The sequence below is a fragment of the Rhizobium sp. BR 249 genome (assembly GCF_047445895.1).
GTDB lineage: Bacteria > Pseudomonadota > Alphaproteobacteria > Rhizobiales > Rhizobiaceae > Rhizobium.
Genome location: NZ_JARWKX010000035.1, coordinates 13,766 through 31,918, shown reverse-complemented (window position 1 = coordinate 31,918; position 18,153 = coordinate 13,766). Strand labels below are relative to the sequence as shown.

Genomic DNA, 18,153 nt, shown 5'->3' with positions numbered 1-18,153 from the left:
CCCCGCGTTTCGATTTGTCGACAACCGTCACCCTTCTCTCGGCGTCGTCCTCGGCCTTGTGCCGAGGATCTGCTGCCCTATCGGCCGGTTGCAGATGCTTGGGGCACAAGCCCGAGCATGACGACGGAGAAGGGGCCGTCAGTCGGCGTTTCGGCTCACGCCACCAGTCCCTTGGTCAGTTCCAGCGCCTGGCGTTCGAACAGCCGGCGATAGATGCCGTGGTTGAGGCGGATCAGCGACTGGTGGTCGCCTTCTTCGACGATCTTGCCCTTGTCGAAGACCAGCAGGCGGTCGAGTGCCCGCACCGTGGAGAGGCGGTGGGCGATGACGAGCGTGGTGCGGCCGTCCATCAGGCGTTCCATCGCCTCCTGGATCTGCACCTCGCTCTCGCTGTCGAGGCTCGAGGTCGCTTCGTCGAGGATCAGCACCGGCGCATCGGCGAGGAAGGCGCGGGCGATGGCGACGCGCTGGCGCTCGCCGCCAGAGAGCTTGACGCCGCGTTCGCCGACCATCGTCTCATAGGCCTTGGGCAGGTCCATGATGAAGCCGTGCGCATTGGCCTGTTTCGCCGCCTGTTCGATCTCGCGCCGCGAGGCGTTCGGCCTGGAATAGGCGATGTTTTCCGCCAGCGTCCGGTGAAACAGGATGGGCTCCTGCTGCACGATGGCGATCTGGCTGCGCAGGCTCGATTGCCTGACAGCTGATATATCCTGCCCGTCGATGCGGATGGCGCCCGAGTTCACGTCATAAAGGCGCTGGATGAGCTTGACGAAGGTCGTCTTGCCCGAGCCCGAATGACCGACCAGACCGACGCGCTCGCCCGGCTTGATGGTGACCGAGAAGTCCTCGTAAAGCGGGCTCGGATGCGCGCCATACTGGAAGGTGACGCGATCGAAGACGATCTCGCCCTCATCGATCGCAATGGGCGCGGCGTGCGGCCTGTCCTCGATGCCGAGCGGCATCTTGTCGAGCAGCACCAGCTCTTCCATGTCGTTGACGGCGCGCTGCAGGTTGCGGATGTCCTGGCCGACATTGCGCAGATACCCCTGCAGAACGAAGAACATCGCCAGCACGAAGGTGATGTCGCCAGGGGTCGCCAGCCCCTGCCGCCACATGATCAGGCCCGTTCCCAGAATGCCGGCCTGCATCGTGACCATCATGAAGCCCTGGATCGTGCCGCTCAAGGTGCCGCGCTTCCATGTCCGGCGCGTGCGGCTGTCCCATTTGCCGAGCACATGGGACAGCCGCGCCTCTTCGCGTTTCTCGGCGCCGAAGGCCTTGACCACGGAATTGCAGCTGATGGCATCGGCGAGCGCGCCGCCGAGCTTGGTGTCCCAGGCATTGGCAAGCCTTGCCGCCGGCGACACGAAACCCATGGAAAGCGCTACTGTGGCGCCGATATAGACCAGGGATCCCAGAGCGACGATCAGGCCCATGACCGGCCAATAGCTGCCGAGCACGATGCTGGCGCCGACCAGCATGACGATCGACGGCAGGAGGGCGACCAGCAGCAGGTCGTTCAGCGAATCCAGCGCCCACATGCCGCGGGTGATCTTGCGCACCGTCGAGCCGGCAAAGCTGTTGGCGTGCCAGTCCGTGGAGAAGCGCTGCACCTTATGGAAGCCGTTGTTGACCACGTCAGCCATGGTGCGCAGCGTCAGCCGGATGATGCCGTTGAAGATGAACCAGCGCAGCGCGACGCTGGTGAAGCCGAGCACCACGACGACGACGAAGGCGCTGAGCGCGCGGTCGGGCGCATTGCCGCCGGCAATGGCATCGACGATGCGGCCGGAGAAGACCGGCACCATGACTTCGGCCAGCGTGCTTGAAATCACCAGCACGATGATGGCGCCGACCAAGGCAGGCCGGTGGCTCCAATGATGAAAAACAAAGCCGAGCACCTGGCGATAGGCATCGGCACGGAAATCGAGCTTCTTGCGCGTCATTGAATACAGCCCGGCCCATATCGGCGCCGGTCCTCAAATAGAGAGTTGAAAGGCGCACAGCCCAGGCGGGAGACGAAGTGATCCCGTCAGATCAATCGGGCTGTGAAGAAAGAGAAAACCGCATGTCGGGCGCGCTTAAGGCGGGCCGCGAATGGAAATGACCTAGCGTCGGTTCATTCCACGGGAGGTTTCGATGATCACTGATGTCATTCAACGCCTCCCTGTTGTTCGATCTGAAGCGGTGAGCGTTTTGTAGCTGAGCATTTCGGCCTTGCCAAGCGAGAAATTACAACCTGGCGGAAAGTGATGCGGAAACGACACAATTTGGGGAGTGGGGAAGGTGAGAGGCCTGGAGTGATTAATGCACGAGGCGTTGTGCTTCGAGGCTCTGCACAACTGATGTCTCGTCTGTAGCGATCTGGGAGTTCTCAAACTGACATTCATCGCAGATGAGCTCGGATCTCGAGGCGAGCGTAATCGTATTATTGACGAAATCTCGTTAAATATGCTATTTCAGGCATAAGTGAGGTATCCTATGCTCTACAAGCTAGAGGTCGAAAACTTCTTCTCCATCCGCGATCTGCAGGTGCTCGACCTGACGGTCGATGGAAAGGTGCCTGATCCTGAAGGCCGTTATGCGCCCATCTTCGAGGGTGCGGACGTGCGCGCGCCGAAGGTCGTCACGCTCTATGGCGCGAACGCCTCGGGCAAAACGACAGTGCTGCGCGCGCTCGAATTCGTCGTGACGATGATCCGCGACAGTGTAGCGCGCACGGTGCCCGGCTTCGCTGGCATCGAGCGTTTCAACGACGTGGAATCCGCCAATCGGCCGATCCGGTTTGCGATCGAGCTGGGCGGCATCATGAACCTGACGCCGGAAGTCTTTCAGCGCGCCACGAACGGCGAAAAGGTCGAGCAAGGCACTTACCGCTACGAACTGGAAATCGAACTCAAGGAAGGGCTCGCGGTGCGGATCGCGTCCGAGGCGTTGCGCCAGAAGCCGAACGGCCAAGGGAAATGGCAGCGCGTCTATGAGCGCGATGCCGAGGGCAGGGTGAAGGACTCCAAGACCTTCAGCCTTTCGGGTTTCCAACATCTTGTGAAGACGCTCGCCGGCAATCACACGGTATTGTCATCGTTTGCAAAATTCCAACACCCGACCGCGCAAGTTCTCGTGGATATGGCGCGCAAGGCCTTCTTCCAAATCGAGCCCGTGCACTCCTTCGGCGATCGCGACATGATCGACTATCTGAAGAGCCAGCCCAACGTCGTCTCGCGATTGAAGGATGAACTAAGCCGCATTGACGTCGGCGTGGAAGGGATGCGTTTTCAGAATACGGACAGCGGACCGCTGCTGCTGTTCAAGCACACGGGGCTTGCGGTCGAAATGCCTTGGCTGATGGAAAGCCACGGCACGCGGGCCTTTATCAAGATGTTCCCGTTCATCATGAGCGCGCTCGACACGGGGGGTATCGCCGTGATCGATGAAATGGACGCGGCCATTCACCCGAACATTCTCCCTGAACTGGTGCGCTGGTTCTATGCGACTTCGGGGCGTAACGAATTCGGCGCACAGCTCTGGCTTTCCTGCCATTCGGCCTCGCTGCTCGATGATCTCAACAAGGAGGAAATCGTGATCTGCGAGAAGGACCGGCAGGGCCGCAGTCACTTTTACAGCCTCATGGACGTGAAGGTGCGCCGCGACGAGAACCACTACCGCAAATATTTGAGCGGTGCATATGGCGGGGTTCCACATCTCGGATGAACCGTCGTCGTCCGCCATATAGAGAGCTTCGCCGTCCGGTATATATCGGTTGCGAGGGCGCGTCAGAAGTCGGTTATGCCGGTTTTCTGCAAGATCTGGTCCGCGATGCCAATTTGCCGGTGCACCTGCACGTTGACGAATTAGGGCCTGGGACCGGCGATCCCTGTCGCGTATCGAAATGGCAGTGCTGCGCCTGAAGCTGCTTGAGAGGAAACGCAGCGCGCCAGCGGAACGCTTCGCGCTTTTGGATTTTGACCAGGCCGAGCGCGATCCGCAGCGCGCCGAGCGGACGCGCAAGCTCGCGGCCGACAACCGTATCACGATACTCTGGCAACGGCCCTGTTTTGAGGCGGTGCTGCTGCGCCATCTGGAGGGCAAGGCGGCCAACCGCCCGCCCGATACGCCGGGAGCGATCAAGGCGCTCGAAAAGGAATGGCCGGAATACAAAAAGCCCATGACCCGCGCCAATCTGGCGCGCCGCATTGATCGGGCCGCAGTCCTGCGGGCGGCAGGTGTCGAAGCCGAACTGCAAGCTCTGCTCCGCTGTATCGGGGTTCTGTAGCGATCGGAATACGCGCGACCTTCCTCCGACAAGTGGTATAGTTGAATTTCGGTCGTTTCGCCTGAGACGATGCGGGAAAGGAATTGTTCCATGGGAGACCAAAAGCGCCCGCTGCAACCTGGAGAAACCGCGCCCGCCTTTACGCTCGCCGCGGCCAATTTCGATGGAATGGTGTCTTTCGCCGATTTGAGGGGGCGCCCGTTCCTGATCGGCTTCTTTCGCGGGCTGCACTGCCCGTTTTGCCGGCGTCAGGTCGAGCAGCTTTCCGGCATACAGCCCGCCCTGCGCGCTGCCGGGGTGGAGACCGTGGCCGTTATCAATACGCCGGCGGAACGCGCTCGGCTGTATTTTCGCCACCGTCCGACGCCGGTAACGCTGCTGTGCGATCCGGACTGCCTGACGCATCGGGCCTACGGCGTGCCGCATGGCGAGTTCCTGCCCGATGGGAGCCGCGAGCAGCCCGAATGGCCTTATCGCGCGACGATGGCGCAGTTCCAGGCGGCGCGCATCAACCCCACGGGTGAGTTGCCGGAACCGCTGCACCCGATGGAAGCCAACTCGGTGCTCAACGCCAAGGACGGCTTCGAACTCGATGAAGCCGATCATGCGATCTTTGCGAAACATGCTACCCAGCTCGTCGGCCACTTCCTGGTCGATGCGAACGGCACCATCGCCTGGGCACGAATTGAGGCGCTGGGCGGGCCGAACAGCCTTTGCATCTTCCCGACCGCAGCGGAGATCATCGCCGCCGCGGGCGAGCTTGGACGCTGACCGGCAGCGAGCCGCCTGCCGGTATGTCGCAAGCTGACGCCGACAGGCGAGAGCCGCGTGAAATGACGACTGCCGCATCATTGGAGGAGGGGCCCGCCGCCTCCATCTGTGCAGCGCATGGGAATTGTGGCATAACTGGGCCATGGCGATACATGTCTTGGCGGTCCATCGCGACACAGTCGGGACGGAACGGGCGGCGGGCGGTTCGCTTGCGGGCGCTTATTCCGTGGGGATTTTCTGCTGGCTGCTGTCGGCCGGCGTCTATATCGCCGCGAAATGGGTTTCTTCGGAGATGCCGCCCTGGGCGCTTTGCTTCTGGCGCGTGCTGATCGCCTGGGCGATCCTGATGCCGATCGTCTCCCGGCATTTCGGCGCGATGGCCGCGCTCGTGCGGGCGCGCGGCCTCGAGCTGCTCTTTATCGGCGGTATGGGGCTTGCGATCTGCCAGGGCCTGATTTTTGTCGGCCTCGAACATGCCGATGCCACGACCGCCGGCATCATCATCGCCCTGATCCCGATCATCACCATGATCCTTGCCCGTTTCATGCTGGCCGAGCCGATGGGGCGCTGGCAGGTGATCGGATCGATCCTCGCCTTTCTCGGGATCTTGGTCATCATCGTCAAGGGCAGCCCGGCCGCGCTCCTGCGCCTCGACCTCAATCCCGGAGAGCTGTGGATCGTCGCCGGCGCGTTCTGTTTCAGCCTCTATACCGTCCTGCTCCGCCGGGCGAAATTCGATCTCAATCGCCTTGCGCTACTGGTCCTGCTGCTCGGCGCGGCGGTGCTGACGGCGCTGCCCTTCTACCTGTTCGAGCTCGTCTCCGACGAGCGCTCGACGCTGAATGCCAGCGGCCTCATCGCGCTCGGCTATGTCGCGATCCCGGGCGGCGCGGTCATGTATTATCTCTTCAATCGCAGCATCGAGGCCTTGGGCGCGGCGCGGGCGGGCGTGCTGCTTTACATCCAGACGATCTTCATCGCCGTGCTCGCCTACCTGATCCTCGGCGAACAGCTGCAACGCTATCATCTGGAAGGAGCAGCACTCATCGTCGCCGGCCTGCTTCTCATCATCCTGCTGAAACCGGCGACCGGAGCGGAGGCGACCAAAGCCTGAGAACGAGCGCAATGGCTTTCCCGGTGACGGCTTCCGACAGGTGGGCGGTTGTCCGAACCGACGATTACCGCATCATTGAGGGAGGGGCCGGCCGTTGCTCCGCCACTGCCTGCGGCACGAGCGACAGGGCAGCGATACCTGCCTCATCGGCCGCGCGCAGAAGCGCTTCCCGAAATTGCTCCGGGGCAATCTTGCCGCTCAATGCGTCGACGCAGGCTTTCACGGCGGCGACGTATTCCTCGCCGTCATCGCAAGGCCAGTCGTTGATCAGGAGACGCGCCGCGTCGCCCAGCGTCCATACGATCTTGCGAGATCTCGGGCCGCGCAAAGCGAACCCAACCGGCGTGAATGCTGATGAGGTATTCCAACACATGTCCTCGCCCCCAAGGCACGGGTATTCTGTCCCCAAACTCAATATACGCGCGTATTTTGTAATTTGGAATTGAAATTTATCGTGAAAGCACCGCTTGGACGCGAGGCTGTCGAATGGGGAAGATATCGGAGCGGGAATGGCTGCATTCGGCTCATTTTCGAAGCGGAGGGCCCCATGCCGCTTGCCATTCGAGCAGGGCAGCAGCGCGGGCTTCGGGTCAGTAAATGACGCCGCGCGGATTCTGTTTCATCATCTCGGCATAGGCGTCTGCCATCCTCTCGGTCTCTTCGAGATACGGAAGTGCGGTGGTGCGCGTGCGAACCAGATCATAAAGCCTGGCAATCGACGGAAATTGCGTGCATACGGCTTCGCGGTCGAGGTATGCGACCCAAAAACTCAGATAAAAATCCGCAAGGGAAAATCGGGTTCCCAGTACGTAAGGACCTCTTTGAGCCAGTCTGGTGTTCATTACGCTCAATCGGCTGAGGACGAGCGACTTTGCCAAATCCTGAATTCCGGCATTGTCTTCGCTTCTCAGGGAAAAGCGGTGCGGAAAATGGAAGCGCTTCATCTCGGATTGTATATCCCCGGCGATATGGAATATCGAGGAGAGAAAATGCCCCCTGTCCGGGTCGGTCGATGCAGGAGCCAGTTCCGTGAGCTGGTGCCGGTCAGCCAGATACAGCATCAGTGCGGCGGCCTCATAGAGTGCGTCGCCTTCCGGGGTAATCAGCACTGGGACTAAACCGGCCGGGTTTATGGCGAAGAATTCCGCGGAACGGTGCTCGCCATTAAGAATGTCGATTTTTCTCAGTTCGTATTCGATCTTGCCTTCTTCGAGAACCCATTGAACGAGCGTTGCACGGGTGAAGTCACCACCAAAAAGAATGTACATCGGGCTCTCCGTCGTTCACTACAGGTCTGCCGATGGTGAGCGTTCCCGAGTGCCGGGAGGCCATCCAGGGGGTCGTACTGGGATCGACTATATCGGTTTGCTGGGCCGATTGTCTCCTTGGCCAAAGGGTGCATCCGGCTTTCGGAGGCCTAGTGCTAGGCTCCTGTTGGCCCTTTGCTGTTATAAGTCGATGGCCAGAAACTCAGTTATCGGTCGTTCGTCCCACAGTTGCATCCCTATGTAGTGGTCTGCGAAGGCTGGTGCTCGTGGCTACTCGAAAACACGGCTCTGCCTCGAAAGCGGACCTTGTGAAATTCGGCTTGGGATGTTTGGGAATGTTCGTCCGCACGCGGACTTTCGACGCGTACGGAGTTAGGTCATGACGCTGCCCAGTCAGCTGCGAGTGAAGTTTCCCGGCTGCGAATGGCGGCGGCCGAATATCAAACGGGCTCGTCGCCGCTGTGGCTTGTGTAAAAACTGATCCCATTGCCATCGGGGTCCAGCAGCGAGAAATAATGATGGCCGTAGAGCTCACCGTCGGCGATGCTTGACGGTGAATATCCCTTATCGATCAGGCTAACCCTATAGCGTTCCAGATCCGCTTTGGCATGCCCCGCGATCATCAGATCTATTTTTTCGGCGCTGAAATCTGGTCTCTGGCCGTTGTGGCTGTTTAGCAAAGTTGCAACCCGATCATCGTCCTTTTGAAACAGCAGCATATGCGTGCCGCCGCGAAGCTCGACGACCGCCAGCCCGGGAAATGTGCCGAAGGGGCGCAGCCCCAAACCGGTATAAAATTCATAGCTCGCCTCGACATTCGCCACCTTCATAACAAAGTGACCAAGCGCTGCGGCAGGTAGACGATTTTCCATTTTAGGTCCTTTCATCAAGTCCCAAGAGTTGGTTGGGGAGAAAACTTGAAGCACGGATACCGCCGTGCTAATTCGACCGGAAAGTCGGAAATCGTTTTACGACTGTCCAGTCGGAAATTATATGTGACCGGCCAGTCGGAAAATCAAGAGGTTGTAATGGCTCGGAAAAAGGAAATCGAACGATCCAGGATTCTGGACGCGGCGGAAGCCGTCATCCTCGATTCCGGCGGCCGAAATCTAACGCTTGATGCCGTCGCCGAGCGGGCGGGAATTAGCAAAGGTGGCCTCGTCTACAGCTTTGCGACCAAGGATGAGTTGATATACGCCACGTTGGAGCGGGAAGTCGCCCGCTTTCAGGAGGCGGTGCGTCGGCGTCTCCCCGACACGCCGACAGGGCCTGTGGAGTTGGTCCTCGCGCATATTGAGGAGGCCCTGGATGAGGATGACGCCTCGACCCGTATGGCAGCTTTTCTCATAACTACGCTGGTTCACGCCCCGGACATGCTTGAGCCAGTGCGACGCCTTTACCGTGCGTTGCTTGATCCGCTGCGATCGAAATCAGGGGAGCTTGCCGACGTCCGTCAGGCATTGCTGGCCGTTGAAGGTATCTTTTTGCTCCAGGGACTCGGCTTGGTCGAGGCTTCCACGGATGAGCTAAAATCCGTTCTCAAACACGCGCACAAGATTGTCCTTGCGGCGCTGGATAGCTAGGCTGCCAAGTCAAAACATTGTCTGGGCTCCTTGCCTGTTGTGGCTGATGTTCTGTGAACAGGAGGCCATCCATAAGTGCAATGTCGGCTCTTGGCGTAAAGCTGCCGAGACGCTCGTTCGCCTCCAGCCGAATAATTTGAGGTTCGTTGCGGCCTCGAATTCTAGGAACCAGCAGAGGCGTGAGGGCGAAGGCTCGTCACTGCATCATCTCTTGAGGAGGAGAAGAATGAAACGCATCGAGAGGGAAGTGAGCGGCGGCTGCCAGTGCGGGGCCGTGCGCTACCACGCGGCCGCAATGCTCGACAATTCGCATCTCTGCCATTGCCGCATGTGCCAGAAAGCCTCGGGCAATGCCTTTGCCGCGCTCGTCGCCGCGCCCGATGATGCGCTCGTCTGGACACGCGGCAAGCCTGATGTCTGGAAGAGCTCGGAGCTCGTCGAGCGCGGTTTCTGCGCCAATTGCGGCACGCCGCTGTTTTTCCACCACCTCGAAAACGGCCGCACCAACCTGATGATCGGTTCGCTCGACGATCCGCACGCCTTCCCGCCGCTTGCCAATACCTGCACCGAAAACATGGTGGCGTGGTTCGATACGATCACCGATATGGAAAATACCGGTGCGACCGAAAACAACGGCGCCGACTGGGCGGCGGCGATCAAGAAGAGCAGCAACCAGCATCCCGATCATGACACCGCCGCATGGGCGGCGAGGGAGCGGGATCGCTGAGCACTATTCCCACGGCTGTGCCCGTGGTGCAAAACCAATTGCAAAATAAAAGCAGTCGCGCTAACTTCGGACACGCTGACAACCTCCGCACGGATGTATGCTCCAGGGAAAGGAAGTGGGTATGGCCAAGCTCGTATTCGGAATGAACCAGTCGCTGGATGGTTACGTCGATCATATGGCGTTTGGGCCGAGCCCGACGCTATTTCGCCACTTCATCGAGTCCACCCGGCAGCAGGCGGGCAGTGTTTATGGCCGCGTAATGTATGAGATCATGCGGTACTGGGACGAGGATCATCCGGAATGGGGTGCGGACGAGCACGCCTTCGCGGCGGCGTGGCGGAGCCAGCCGAAATGGGTCGTCTCGCGCTCGCTGACGTCGGTCGGGCCGAACGCGACGCTCGTCAAGGGCGATCTCGAGGGTGCGATGCGGGCCTTGAAGGCCGAGCGGGACGGGGAGATCGAGGCTGCCGGCCCGAACCTGGCGCGGAGCCTGACCGAACTTGGCCTGATCGATGAATATATCATCTATCTGCATCCCGTCGTGCTCGGTCACGGCGCGCCGTATTTCGCCGCGCCCCGGCCGCCGCTGCGGCTTTTGAGCCAGGATCTGATCGACGAGAATGTGATCAGACTGGTTTACGTTCCCGACTGATATTGCGCGGCTATTGCCGCGCGGGCTATTGCCGCGCGGGCTGAAAGAGCTCGACGAGATTGCCGGAGGGATCTATCAGCAGGATCTGCGAGCCTCCGGGGCCGGTGACGACATCGTTGCGGAAGCGGACGCCGCTTGCCCGCAGGCGCGCCACCTCGGCCGCGAGATCGTCGACGACGAGATGAATGCGGTTCCAGCCGCCTGGAACCGGCTGCTCGCCATCGGGCATCGGCCGGCCCGCCGAGCTTGCGGGGCCGCTCAAGAGCAGCCGCAGCGCGCCGCGCTTGACGTCCGCGAAGGCCGGGGCATGCTTGGAAATCAGGGAAAAGCCGAGATGGGCGACATACCAATCGATTGACGCCTCGACGTTCTCGACCATGTAGCGCACGTTGACTGTCTCGTCGGCCATGGCTGCCTCGCAAGGGCTGGAGAAAACGGTGCGAGTTTAACAGACCGGCCTGCGATTGGGAAACCGCCTTCACGGTCGTCTCGGGGCAGGTGGGGCGTGCTTTTTGAAGCTACCGGCAACGCATTGCAAAACCCTCGGCCTTGTGCCGAGGATCTGCGCTTGTCGGTTAAGTGACTGAAAATAAGTGTTTTTCCAGCCAGCCAATTATCGTGGTCAGATGCTCGGCACAAGGCCTGATATGACGGAGGAGACGCTGTCGACAAACTCAAGCTGGCTGCTGCGAGGCGGTCGGCTTTCCGGTCACTTTTCCCGCGCTACATTTTGGGCATGGATATCATCTATGCCTTGCTCATCGTCGCCGCGGCCATAGCGATCATCTATCTGGCCGGCCGATGGAACACATCGGATGCCGATCACTATATGGGTTTCGACAATCTGCGTTCGCGCCGCAAGCGCCAGGCCGAGAGCCCTGATGACGATGGGAAGCCGGAGTGAGCCGCCGTCAGCGTGAGGCGCGCTGACGCAGGATCGCTGCCGCGTTGGCCGGCATCGGCCGTTCGATACGCTTGTAGACGCTGCCGTCGCGCGTTCTGTTCACCAAGCCGACATCGCAGAGTTCGCGCCGCAGCAAAGCGTGATCTCCGAAGAGGTGCCTGTCGCGGAGGAGGGCGCTGACTTCTTTTTCCGGCATTTCGCGCGCCGCCGGAATTTGCGACCAGAGGACCCAAAGCGCGGTTATCTGATCCATCCGCCGCGAGGGCCATCGCATCAGGCGAAGGTCGCCGTCGAAGCTGCGGAGAACCCTGTCGATGAGCTTGCGGTCGATCTCCGGCTCGGCAGCGGGCGCCGATGCGGGAAGGATTTGTTCGCTGCCCGATGGATCGGCCTTGGCGCGCAGGTTCTGGAAATTGCTATGACCGGCGGCTCTGGCGAGCATGTTGAGGAATTGCAGGTGAGAGGGAAGCCCCTGATGCAGGGAGAGCTGCGTGCGCAGCGATTTGGCGAATGCGGAGGTGTCGCTCACGCTGAGCGGAATGAGTTTTCTGGACATGACCTATCCTTTGGTCGTGCCGTTCCAAACGGATGATCGGTGATCGCCCTTCCGACATGGCACGGGATCGGTGTCCATATCTCAGTCATTGTCAGGTTTAGCGTGTTCCGGAGAACGGCGATGCCTGGGTGAACTGCAGACCCAGTGCAGGAATTAGCACTGCGGGCTGGATGTTTCAACTGTCAGCCTTTGGCGAAGTCGGCGGCGGTCAGGGGGATGGGCCGGTAGCCATTGATGTCCGCGATGCCACCGATGCCGCGGCTTCCGCCAGTTGCCAAAGCGACGACATCTCTCATCTTGGTTGGCCTCCCGAAGCAGCTGAGAAGGGCATATTGGCACTGCGGCGCGTCCGGTGCGACGGCTTTTTTAGAAGCGCCGGCGCCTGTTGGATTCGTTCGCGGCAGCCGGCCCCTATTCGACGAGGCCGAGGATCGGGCCGTAGCCGCCGTGCCATGAGTAATCGTTGCGGCGCAGCGCCGGATCGTAAAGCCCGACGCCGCGCCCGCCATCGAGGAAGAGGGCGTCCGGGCATTGCAGCTCATCGCGGAACAGCCGGGCGAAATCATGGAAATTCACAGCGTCCTCGCTGATCGCGAAGCGCACCGCGCCGCCGGCGCAGATGCCGACGCCGTTGCGGCGGGTCTTGTCGGTCGAGCCGGGGATGAAGATCGGGTTCAATTTGCCTGAGATGACCAGCATCGGCCCGGACTGGGTGGCGAAACGCGCGGCCGGGAGGCGCTTCAGGAATTCGTCGGTCGGCAGGATCTTTGCGCCGGCGTCATCGAGAAGGAACACGCCGTTCGGCTTCTTGTAGAAATTCGGCACCGGCCCGGCCGAGCCATCGGTCTTCGCCTTGTTGACAGGCTTCAATTCCTCACCATTCTCGACGTAAAGGCCGAGCGGCGAGAAATCCTGCCGGTACATGCCGGCATTGACGGCAAAGACGAGCGTGCGCCCTTCGGCCTGGAGGGCTTCGGAAAGGCTCGAGAAATAGCGGTAGGGCTCGCCGGCGGCATCCTTCCAGAACAGCCGCAGGTCGGCTTTGTCAGGATCGACCGTGCAGACGATGTAATCGGCGCCTTCGAAGCTTTGCGGCCCGCAGGGGGCGGCCTGGGCCGGTGCAAGCAGCATGAAGGTTGCCGCCAGCATGGCTACGGCGGCGAGGAGGGCGGGTTTGAGCGATTTGGTCGGCATGCGTTTTCTCTCGGGTCGGTGAGACTGCAATATGTGGTCGGCGGGTCAGGGGCAATGATTGGATCGGGTGGAGGTCGTTAAAACCCCTCCCCAACCCATCACCACAAGGGGGAGGGGCTTGGATGCCGCGCCGGTCTTTTCCAAATCACCGTTTCATCCGCAGAGAGGTCGGTGTCGTCGCAGCCAGTGCCACACGTTAGTCCCTCCCCCTCGTGGGGAGGGGTTGGGGAGGGGTTTACCCGCCCACGTCATTCAAGAAAACGCCACCAGTGTTCTTGTTATGTTCATATCAATCCGCTATGAAGTCTCTTAGTTCCGCAACGGGGAGAGGGACGTCCATGAGTGTCTACGCAACTGTCGGCGCAATCGATTCCGCCAGGTCGAATGCCTTTTACGATGCCGCTCTGGCCACGATCGGCTGGAGCAAACATCAGGAATTTCCGGGCTGGCGCGCCTATTCCGAGGGCGGCAGGGGCGAAGGTTTCATCCTCTGGGTCTGCAAGCCGTTCAACGAAGAACCGGCGACCGCTGGAAACGGCGCGATGATCGGCTTCATGGCCAAGTCCCGCGCCGAGGTGCATGCCTTCTACGAAGCCGCCATGGCGAGTGGCGGAACGGACGAGGGCGGACCGGATCAACGGCCGCAATACGGGCCGAACTGGTACGCCGCTTATTTGCGCGATCCGGCCGGGAACAAGATTGCCGTCGTCTATAATGGGTGACGGGGAAGCGGGGTCGCAGGCCGAACCAAGAGAAGGACTGGGAATGTCTGACCTGTTGGAAGCCCAGCGGAGGCTGCAGGCCGAGGCCGATGAGGTCGTTCAGGCGCTGCAACTCGACGCGCTTCTTGGCGATCTCGGACAGCCTATCCGGGTCGGGAGCTCGGCAATGGGGCTGATGGTGCGCCGCGACATCGACATCACGGTCGTTTGCCCCAGGATCGACGCTCAGGCATTGGAAGCATTCACCGCAATCGGCGCTCGCCTGATGCGGATGACGGAGCGGGTGGTCGCGGTGCGCTTCCGCAACGACAGCGGAAAATGGAACCAGGAGCCGGAAAAATATCCTGATGGTCTTTATCTCTGGCTATCGGTTCGCATGCCGGATGACATGATGTGGACCATAGACATCTGGCTGGTCGATCAACCGGACCGGCAGCCCGATATCGCGCATCTGAAGACCCTCATGCCTCGCCTGACCGATGCGGACCGGGAGGCGATCCTGCGAATTAAGGGTGCCTTGGCCGAGAGGCCGCAGAATGCGGGCACGGTTTCCAGCACGCTTGTCTACGAAGCGGTCATGGACCACGGAGTTCGCAGCCTGGCCGCGTTCGAAATCTGGCATCAGGAACGTCACTGACGCGAAGTTTTGAGCTCGGATTTTCCCCTCCCCAACCCCTCCCCACAAGGGGGAGGGACTTAACCAAGCCGCTTGCTTGTCGCGGCAATCGGAAGAGAGGCGGCAACTTCAGGTTAGCCCCTCCCCCTTGTGGGGAGGGGTTGGGGAGGGGAAATCCTAGCTTTGACGGTGTGGCCGATCTTTCTCCTGTTCACGCGCCCCGCCGACCGAGTTCGGGCTCGCCGATGCGGCGTGCGGCCGGGGCCAGAGCCTTGGTGACGAAGAGGGCGGCCAGGATGAGGGGGACGACGGTCCAGTAGGAGATGCGGATGCCAAAGTGTTCGGCGATGAAGCCGAGAAGCGGTGGGCCGGCGAAGAAGACGACGAAGGTCGTCTGGCCGAGGGCGGCGACGTTGACCGAGGCCGGGCGGTCGGTGCGGCGGGCCGCTGCCGAGATGGCGAGCGGATAGACGGAGGAGCAGCCGATGCCGGTGAGGCCGAAGCCGAGCAGTGCGATGGCGGGATGCGGCGCCGTCGCGACCATGATCAGGCCGAGGGTCGTGAGCGCAAGCAGGGCGATTGCGACCGGGCGCGGATTGAAGCGGTCGACGATCGGGTCCATGCCGAGCCGGCCGATGGCGATCGCGAGCGAGAATATGGCGACGCTCAGCCCGCCGATGAAGGGTTCGACCGCAAAGACATCGCGCATGTAGATGGTCGACCAATCGACGCTCGCACCTTCGGCGAGAAGGGGTGCCGCGGCAATCAGGCAGAGAGGCATGAGGCCGAGTGTCGGAAGGGCGATATGCGAGGCGTCGCCGGGATGGGCATCTGGCCGCTTCGGCGCATTCGTGATGCCGGAGAAGACGACGGTTCCCGATATCAGCACGGCGGCCAGCACGATGAGGCCATGGATTTCGATGGAGATGCCCGCCTGGCGCATGCCGGCGGCAACGAAGGCGGTGAGGCAGAAGCCGAGGCTCCACATGCCATGGGCGCGGCTCATGATGCGGTAGCCGAGCAGCGCCTCGTGGCGGTCGGTCTCGATATTGGCGTTGATTTCGAAGGCGCCGGTGAAAATGCCGGCAAGGAAGAACAGCGGTGCGGCGGCGAGCGCCGACGGCATCCAGGGAATGGCCGCAAACAGGATCGCCGCGCCGAAAACGGTGGCGAAGGCGGTGCTGCGCGCGCCGAGCCTTTCGACGAGCCGCACCGAAAAGGTCAGGCCGAAGAGGACGCCTGACGACATGGCGACGAGGAGCACGCCGAGCTCGCCTTCGGTCAAGGCGAATTTCACCTGCAGATCCGCCAGGCGCGACAGCAAGGCTCCGAGCGAAACGGCGACGGCGAACTGGATGAAGAAAATGCGGTGATGCGGCTTCATGTCGGGCTTTGCTCCGTGCGCGGGAACTCGACTGCGGAAACGCGGGTGGGATGCTTCGGGTTCGCCGGCACCTGGAATCGTTGCTGTGCGCATGTCCTGGAAGTGCTTTTGCGTGGCATGCTTTGGTCTTCGGCGCAATAGCCGGATAAGGCGCGGGCGGGCGGTGGATTCTGAAATCGCGGATTGGCGTAGGGCTTTCCGGCCGCTGCTGTCGGGCGATTCCGCCGTCGGTCAATCCTGCGGCGCCGGTTGAGCGGAACCTCGCAACTATCGGGAAGCGAATCGAAAAACTCTTGAAGGGCGGCGGCAGCGCATGTGGGCTCTGGATCTAGAGCTAGCCGATATCGGCGTCGGCCCGGAAATAGAGCCGCTGGATGACGGCCATGATCAGGGCGGTCGCCCAGCCGAAGATAATCCAGCCGTTGACCGCTTCGAAGACGGAGACTTGGCGCCAGTCCTTTCCGAGCACGATGTCGCCGTAGCCAACCGTGGTGAAGGTGACGGTCGAGAAGTAGACGGCGTCCTCCAGGGTCGGCAGTGCGCCCGAGGCATAATAGAGCAGGGCCCAGATGCCGATGTCGAGCACGATGGGTATCAGGAGATAGCTGACCCAGACGACCGTGGCGGCGGTGGCGTGACGGCTGAGATAGTCCGGCTCCATTCGCCTGAAGACACGCAGCCCCACCGCCATGAATACGGCCTGTATCGCAACCGTCGCCGCGATCAGCGCGGCCGCAAGGAGAAGTTTGACAAACACGATGCCTCCGATGCGCGCGTCAACACGGGAGCTGGCTGTGGCCGCTGCTGCGGGCGGCCAATCGTTTGGACAATGCGATCTGGTTTCCGGCGTCTTCGGCGCGGGCGCGTCTCAGGAGCCAAGCAATGAGGCAACGGGCCTCATGCCGTTCGAGCAGGATTGCGGTGGCGCCCACCTCGGCTGGCCGCCCGGTTTGCCGGTCGACGACGTTGACCAGGTTATGGCGCGTCGGGACGCATCGGTAGCGCGTGGGCATGCTCGCTTCCCTGGGTTCGGTGCGACGCTCGATCCCTGTTCTCTTCGAGAACCGGGCCTGTGCGACATCGACCAGCATAGCAATCCGTCCGTTCGCCGCATTGAGCGAGATCAATCCTCACCTTCTCCTGTCTTGATCCGGGTCAATGCACGGCGGCGGCCATCGCTGTATGCGTAGAGGTGTCAACGTCAGGTGGACTCCGTCGTGGAAAAGGTTCGACAGGCACAGGGAACCTCACGCTTCGCCGCGGCAAGAAACGCCGTGATGGCCGAGCTTCGCAGCGCGCCGCTTCTTTGTCTCCTCGTCTTCGTGCCGGTGGTCATCCTGACCGAGATCGCCGCGCCGGAGGCCCATACCCTGTTGTTCGTGCTTTCGGTGCTCGCCATCGTGCCCCTGGCGGCACTTCTCAGCCGCGCGACGGAAGCGGTCTCGGCCCGCACAGGCGATGCCGTCGGCGGCCTGCTGAACGCCACGCTCGGAAACCTGACGGAACTCGTGATCGCCTTCGCCGCCCTGCAGGCCGGCCAGTATCTTCTCGTCAAGGCATCGATCGCCGGCGCGATCGTCACCAACACGCTGTTCATGATGGGTGGGGCTTTCCTGCTCGGCGGCCTGAAATATCATGTGCAGGAGTTCAACCGCGTCAGCGCGCGCTTCCAGGCCTGCCTGCTTTTCCTCGCGACCGTCGCCATGCTGGTGCCTTCGGTGATCGGCAGCGTGGATCAGGGAGCCGATATTTCGCATCCGCTCAGCCTCGGCATCTCCCTGATCCTCATCGCGGTCTATGCGATGGGCATGCTGTTTTCGCTGAAGACGCATCGCGAACTCTTCGCCAGCGTGGCGGAAGCGGCGGAAGAACACGGCAACTGGCCGCTGTCGACCAGCATCACGGTGCTGGTCGTCGTCACGCTCTTCGTGGCATTGATCAGCGAAGTCTTCGTCGGGTCGGTCCAGGTGGCGGCCGAGCAGATGGGCATGACGCCGGCATTCGTCGGCTTCATCGTCGTGGCGCTCGTCGGGGCGGCGGCGGAAATGACCACCGCCTTTTCCGCCGCGCGCGCGAACCGCCTCGACCTCAGCGTCGGGATCGCGCTCGGCAGCGCCTCGCAGATCGCGCTCTTCGTCGCGCCCATACTCGTCGTCATCAGCTATTTCATCGGCCCGGAGCCGATGTCGCTGCAATTCTGGCCGGGCGCGGTGACGATGATCTTCATCGCCACGATGGCGGCGACACTGCTTTCGAATGGCGGGCGCGGCGCCTGGTATGTCGGCGTGCTGGCGCTGGCCGTGTACTCTATTTTCGGTCTCACCCTCTTCCTGCTGCCGCCGTCGACGCCCTCGTAAGTGTTTCGCGCGCAACCAAGCGAAGCAACTCC

Annotated in this window: 21 protein-coding genes; 11 read left to right on the top strand and 10 right to left on the bottom strand. The window is 61.5% G+C overall.

Annotated elements, in window-relative coordinates:
- Positions 1–155 precede the first annotated feature (155 nt).
- On the bottom strand, positions 156–1,946 hold the full coding sequence (locus QD408_RS24855) for an ABC transporter ATP-binding protein (protein ID WP_414141131.1): 1,791 nt from the start codon (positions 1,944–1,946) through the stop codon (positions 156–158).
- Positions 1,947–2,532: 586 nt separating this feature from the next.
- Here QD408_RS24855 and QD408_RS24850 point away from each other — a divergent pair.
- The 4 genes from QD408_RS24850 (at position 2,533) to QD408_RS24835 (ending at position 6,158) form a co-directional block, all read left to right on the top strand.
- Entirely contained in the window at positions 2,533–3,711 is a 1,179-nt protein-coding gene (locus QD408_RS24850; RefSeq protein WP_414141130.1) for an AAA family ATPase, read from the top strand.
- 178 nt (positions 3,712–3,889) lie between these two features.
- Positions 3,890–4,273: a hypothetical protein gene (locus QD408_RS24845; protein WP_414141129.1), complete on the top strand. Its 384-nt coding sequence runs from the start codon at positions 3,890–3,892 to the stop codon at positions 4,271–4,273.
- 90 nt (positions 4,274–4,363) lie between these two features.
- Positions 4,364–5,044 (top strand): redoxin domain-containing protein, encoded by a 681-nt coding sequence (locus QD408_RS24840; RefSeq protein ID WP_088685239.1) that lies wholly within the window; start codon positions 4,364–4,366, stop codon positions 5,042–5,044.
- 142 nt (positions 5,045–5,186) lie between these two features.
- Positions 5,187–6,158 (top strand): DMT family transporter, encoded by a 972-nt coding sequence (locus tag QD408_RS24835; protein ID WP_414141128.1) that lies wholly within the window; start codon positions 5,187–5,189, stop codon positions 6,156–6,158.
- Between the two features lie 64 nt (positions 6,159–6,222).
- Here QD408_RS24835 and QD408_RS24830 read toward each other — a convergent pair whose 3' ends face one another.
- The 3 genes from QD408_RS24830 to QD408_RS24820 form a co-directional block, all read right to left on the bottom strand.
- Entirely contained in the window at positions 6,223–6,531 is a 309-nt protein-coding gene (locus QD408_RS24830; RefSeq protein ID WP_414141127.1) for a DUF982 domain-containing protein, read from the bottom strand.
- Between the two features lie 217 nt (positions 6,532–6,748).
- Positions 6,749–7,426: a glutathione S-transferase family protein gene (locus QD408_RS24825; protein WP_414141126.1), complete on the bottom strand. Its 678-nt coding sequence runs from the start codon at positions 7,424–7,426 to the stop codon at positions 6,749–6,751.
- Between the two features lie 440 nt (positions 7,427–7,866).
- The gene (locus QD408_RS24820) at positions 7,867–8,298 is read right to left on the bottom strand and encodes a VOC family protein (RefSeq protein ID WP_414141125.1); all 432 of its coding nucleotides are present in this window, start codon (positions 8,296–8,298) and stop codon (positions 7,867–7,869) included.
- A gap of 45 nt (positions 8,299–8,343) precedes the next feature.
- Between QD408_RS24820 and QD408_RS24815 the strand changes: the two genes are divergently transcribed.
- From QD408_RS24815 to QD408_RS24805, 3 genes are all read left to right on the top strand, one after another.
- Positions 8,344–9,009, top strand: a complete 666-nt coding sequence (locus QD408_RS24815) for a TetR family transcriptional regulator (protein WP_414141124.1) — start codon at positions 8,344–8,346, stop codon at positions 9,007–9,009.
- A 226-nt stretch (positions 9,010–9,235) separates the two neighbouring features.
- A complete protein-coding gene (locus QD408_RS24810; RefSeq protein ID WP_414141123.1) occupies positions 9,236–9,736 on the top strand; it encodes a GFA family protein in 501 nt (166 codons plus the stop codon).
- A gap of 121 nt (positions 9,737–9,857) precedes the next feature.
- On the top strand, positions 9,858–10,388 hold the full coding sequence (locus QD408_RS24805) for a dihydrofolate reductase family protein (RefSeq protein WP_414141122.1): 531 nt from the start codon (positions 9,858–9,860) through the stop codon (positions 10,386–10,388).
- A gap of 25 nt (positions 10,389–10,413) precedes the next feature.
- On the opposite strand, the gene QD408_RS24800 is transcribed toward QD408_RS24805, so the two are convergent.
- Complete coding sequence (locus tag QD408_RS24800; RefSeq protein WP_088685233.1) at positions 10,414–10,797, bottom strand: VOC family protein; 384 nt, start codon at positions 10,795–10,797, stop codon at positions 10,414–10,416.
- A gap of 327 nt (positions 10,798–11,124) precedes the next feature.
- Between QD408_RS24800 and QD408_RS24795 the strand changes: the two genes are divergently transcribed.
- Positions 11,125–11,292, top strand: a complete 168-nt coding sequence (locus QD408_RS24795; protein WP_190237529.1) for a hypothetical protein — start codon at positions 11,125–11,127, stop codon at positions 11,290–11,292.
- Between the two features lie 7 nt (positions 11,293–11,299).
- Here the strand turns inward: QD408_RS24795 and QD408_RS24790 are convergent, their stop codons facing one another.
- On the bottom strand, positions 11,300–11,848 hold the full coding sequence (locus tag QD408_RS24790; RefSeq protein WP_414141121.1) for a DUF2087 domain-containing protein: 549 nt from the start codon (positions 11,846–11,848) through the stop codon (positions 11,300–11,302).
- Positions 11,849–12,259: 411 nt separating this feature from the next.
- Entirely contained in the window at positions 12,260–13,042 is a 783-nt protein-coding gene (locus tag QD408_RS24785) for a phosphodiester glycosidase family protein (protein ID WP_414141120.1), read from the bottom strand.
- A 338-nt stretch (positions 13,043–13,380) separates the two neighbouring features.
- Here QD408_RS24785 and QD408_RS24780 point away from each other — a divergent pair, with 338 nt between their 5' ends.
- Together QD408_RS24780 and QD408_RS24775 are read left to right on the top strand one after the other, a co-directional pair.
- Entirely contained in the window at positions 13,381–13,764 is a 384-nt protein-coding gene (locus QD408_RS24780) for a VOC family protein (protein ID WP_088685230.1), read from the top strand.
- Between the two features lie 55 nt (positions 13,765–13,819).
- On the top strand, positions 13,820–14,401 hold the full coding sequence (locus QD408_RS24775; protein WP_414141119.1) for a hypothetical protein: 582 nt from the start codon (positions 13,820–13,822) through the stop codon (positions 14,399–14,401).
- Positions 14,402–14,591: 190 nt separating this feature from the next.
- Here the strand turns inward: QD408_RS24775 and QD408_RS24770 are convergent, their stop codons facing one another.
- The 3 genes from QD408_RS24770 to QD408_RS24760 all read right to left on the bottom strand — a co-directional run bounded on the left by QD408_RS24770 (position 14,592) and on the right by QD408_RS24760 (position 16,891).
- On the bottom strand, positions 14,592–15,764 hold the full coding sequence (locus QD408_RS24770) for an MFS transporter (RefSeq protein ID WP_414141118.1): 1,173 nt from the start codon (positions 15,762–15,764) through the stop codon (positions 14,592–14,594).
- 334 nt (positions 15,765–16,098) lie between these two features.
- Positions 16,099–16,521, bottom strand: a complete 423-nt coding sequence (locus tag QD408_RS24765; protein ID WP_414141117.1) for a potassium channel family protein — start codon at positions 16,519–16,521, stop codon at positions 16,099–16,101.
- A gap of 19 nt (positions 16,522–16,540) precedes the next feature.
- Complete coding sequence (locus QD408_RS24760; protein WP_414141116.1) at positions 16,541–16,891, bottom strand: hypothetical protein; 351 nt, start codon at positions 16,889–16,891, stop codon at positions 16,541–16,543.
- 150 nt (positions 16,892–17,041) lie between these two features.
- On the opposite strand from QD408_RS24760, the gene cax reads away from it, so the two are divergent.
- Positions 17,042–18,121 carry a calcium/proton exchanger gene (cax, locus tag QD408_RS24755; RefSeq protein WP_414141147.1) on the top strand — a complete coding sequence of 360 codons (1,080 nt, stop codon included), beginning with the start codon at positions 17,042–17,044 and terminating at the stop codon, positions 18,119–18,121.
- The last annotated feature ends 32 nt before the right edge of the window (positions 18,122–18,153 follow it).

Excerpts from the sequence above, each read along its gene's own strand:
- QD408_RS24810 (WP_414141123.1), top strand. The coding sequence starts at position 9,236 with ATGAAACGCATCGAGAGGGAAGTGAGCGGCGGCTGCCAGTGCGGGGCC.
- QD408_RS24795 (WP_190237529.1), top strand. The coding sequence starts at position 11,125 with ATGGATATCATCTATGCCTTGCTCATCGTCGCCGCGGCCATAGCGATC.
- QD408_RS24780 (WP_088685230.1), top strand. The coding sequence starts at position 13,381 with ATGAGTGTCTACGCAACTGTCGGCGCAATCGATTCCGCCAGGTCGAAT.
- QD408_RS24785 (WP_414141120.1), bottom strand. The coding sequence starts at position 13,042 with ATGCCGACCAAATCGCTCAAACCCGCCCTCCTCGCCGCCGTAGCCATG.
- QD408_RS24835 (WP_414141128.1), top strand. The coding sequence starts at position 5,187 with ATGGCGATACATGTCTTGGCGGTCCATCGCGACACAGTCGGGACGGAA.
- QD408_RS24825 (WP_414141126.1), bottom strand. The coding sequence starts at position 7,426 with ATGTACATTCTTTTTGGTGGTGACTTCACCCGTGCAACGCTCGTTCAA.
- QD408_RS24820 (WP_414141125.1), bottom strand. The coding sequence starts at position 8,298 with ATGGAAAATCGTCTACCTGCCGCAGCGCTTGGTCACTTTGTTATGAAG.
- cax (WP_414141147.1), top strand. The coding sequence starts at position 17,042 with ATGGCCGAGCTTCGCAGCGCGCCGCTTCTTTGTCTCCTCGTCTTCGTG.
- QD408_RS24805 (WP_414141122.1), top strand. The coding sequence starts at position 9,858 with ATGGCCAAGCTCGTATTCGGAATGAACCAGTCGCTGGATGGTTACGTC.
- QD408_RS24800 (WP_088685233.1), bottom strand. The coding sequence starts at position 10,797 with ATGGCCGACGAGACAGTCAACGTGCGCTACATGGTCGAGAACGTCGAG.
- QD408_RS24840 (WP_088685239.1), top strand. The coding sequence starts at position 4,364 with ATGGGAGACCAAAAGCGCCCGCTGCAACCTGGAGAAACCGCGCCCGCC.
- QD408_RS24830 (WP_414141127.1), bottom strand. The coding sequence starts at position 6,531 with ATGTGTTGGAATACCTCATCAGCATTCACGCCGGTTGGGTTCGCTTTG.
- QD408_RS24845 (WP_414141129.1), top strand. The coding sequence starts at position 3,890 with ATGGCAGTGCTGCGCCTGAAGCTGCTTGAGAGGAAACGCAGCGCGCCA.
- QD408_RS24790 (WP_414141121.1), bottom strand. The coding sequence starts at position 11,848 with ATGTCCAGAAAACTCATTCCGCTCAGCGTGAGCGACACCTCCGCATTC.
- QD408_RS24855 (WP_414141131.1), bottom strand. The coding sequence starts at position 1,946 with ATGACGCGCAAGAAGCTCGATTTCCGTGCCGATGCCTATCGCCAGGTG.
- QD408_RS24770 (WP_414141118.1), bottom strand. The coding sequence starts at position 15,764 with ATGAAGCCGCATCACCGCATTTTCTTCATCCAGTTCGCCGTCGCCGTT.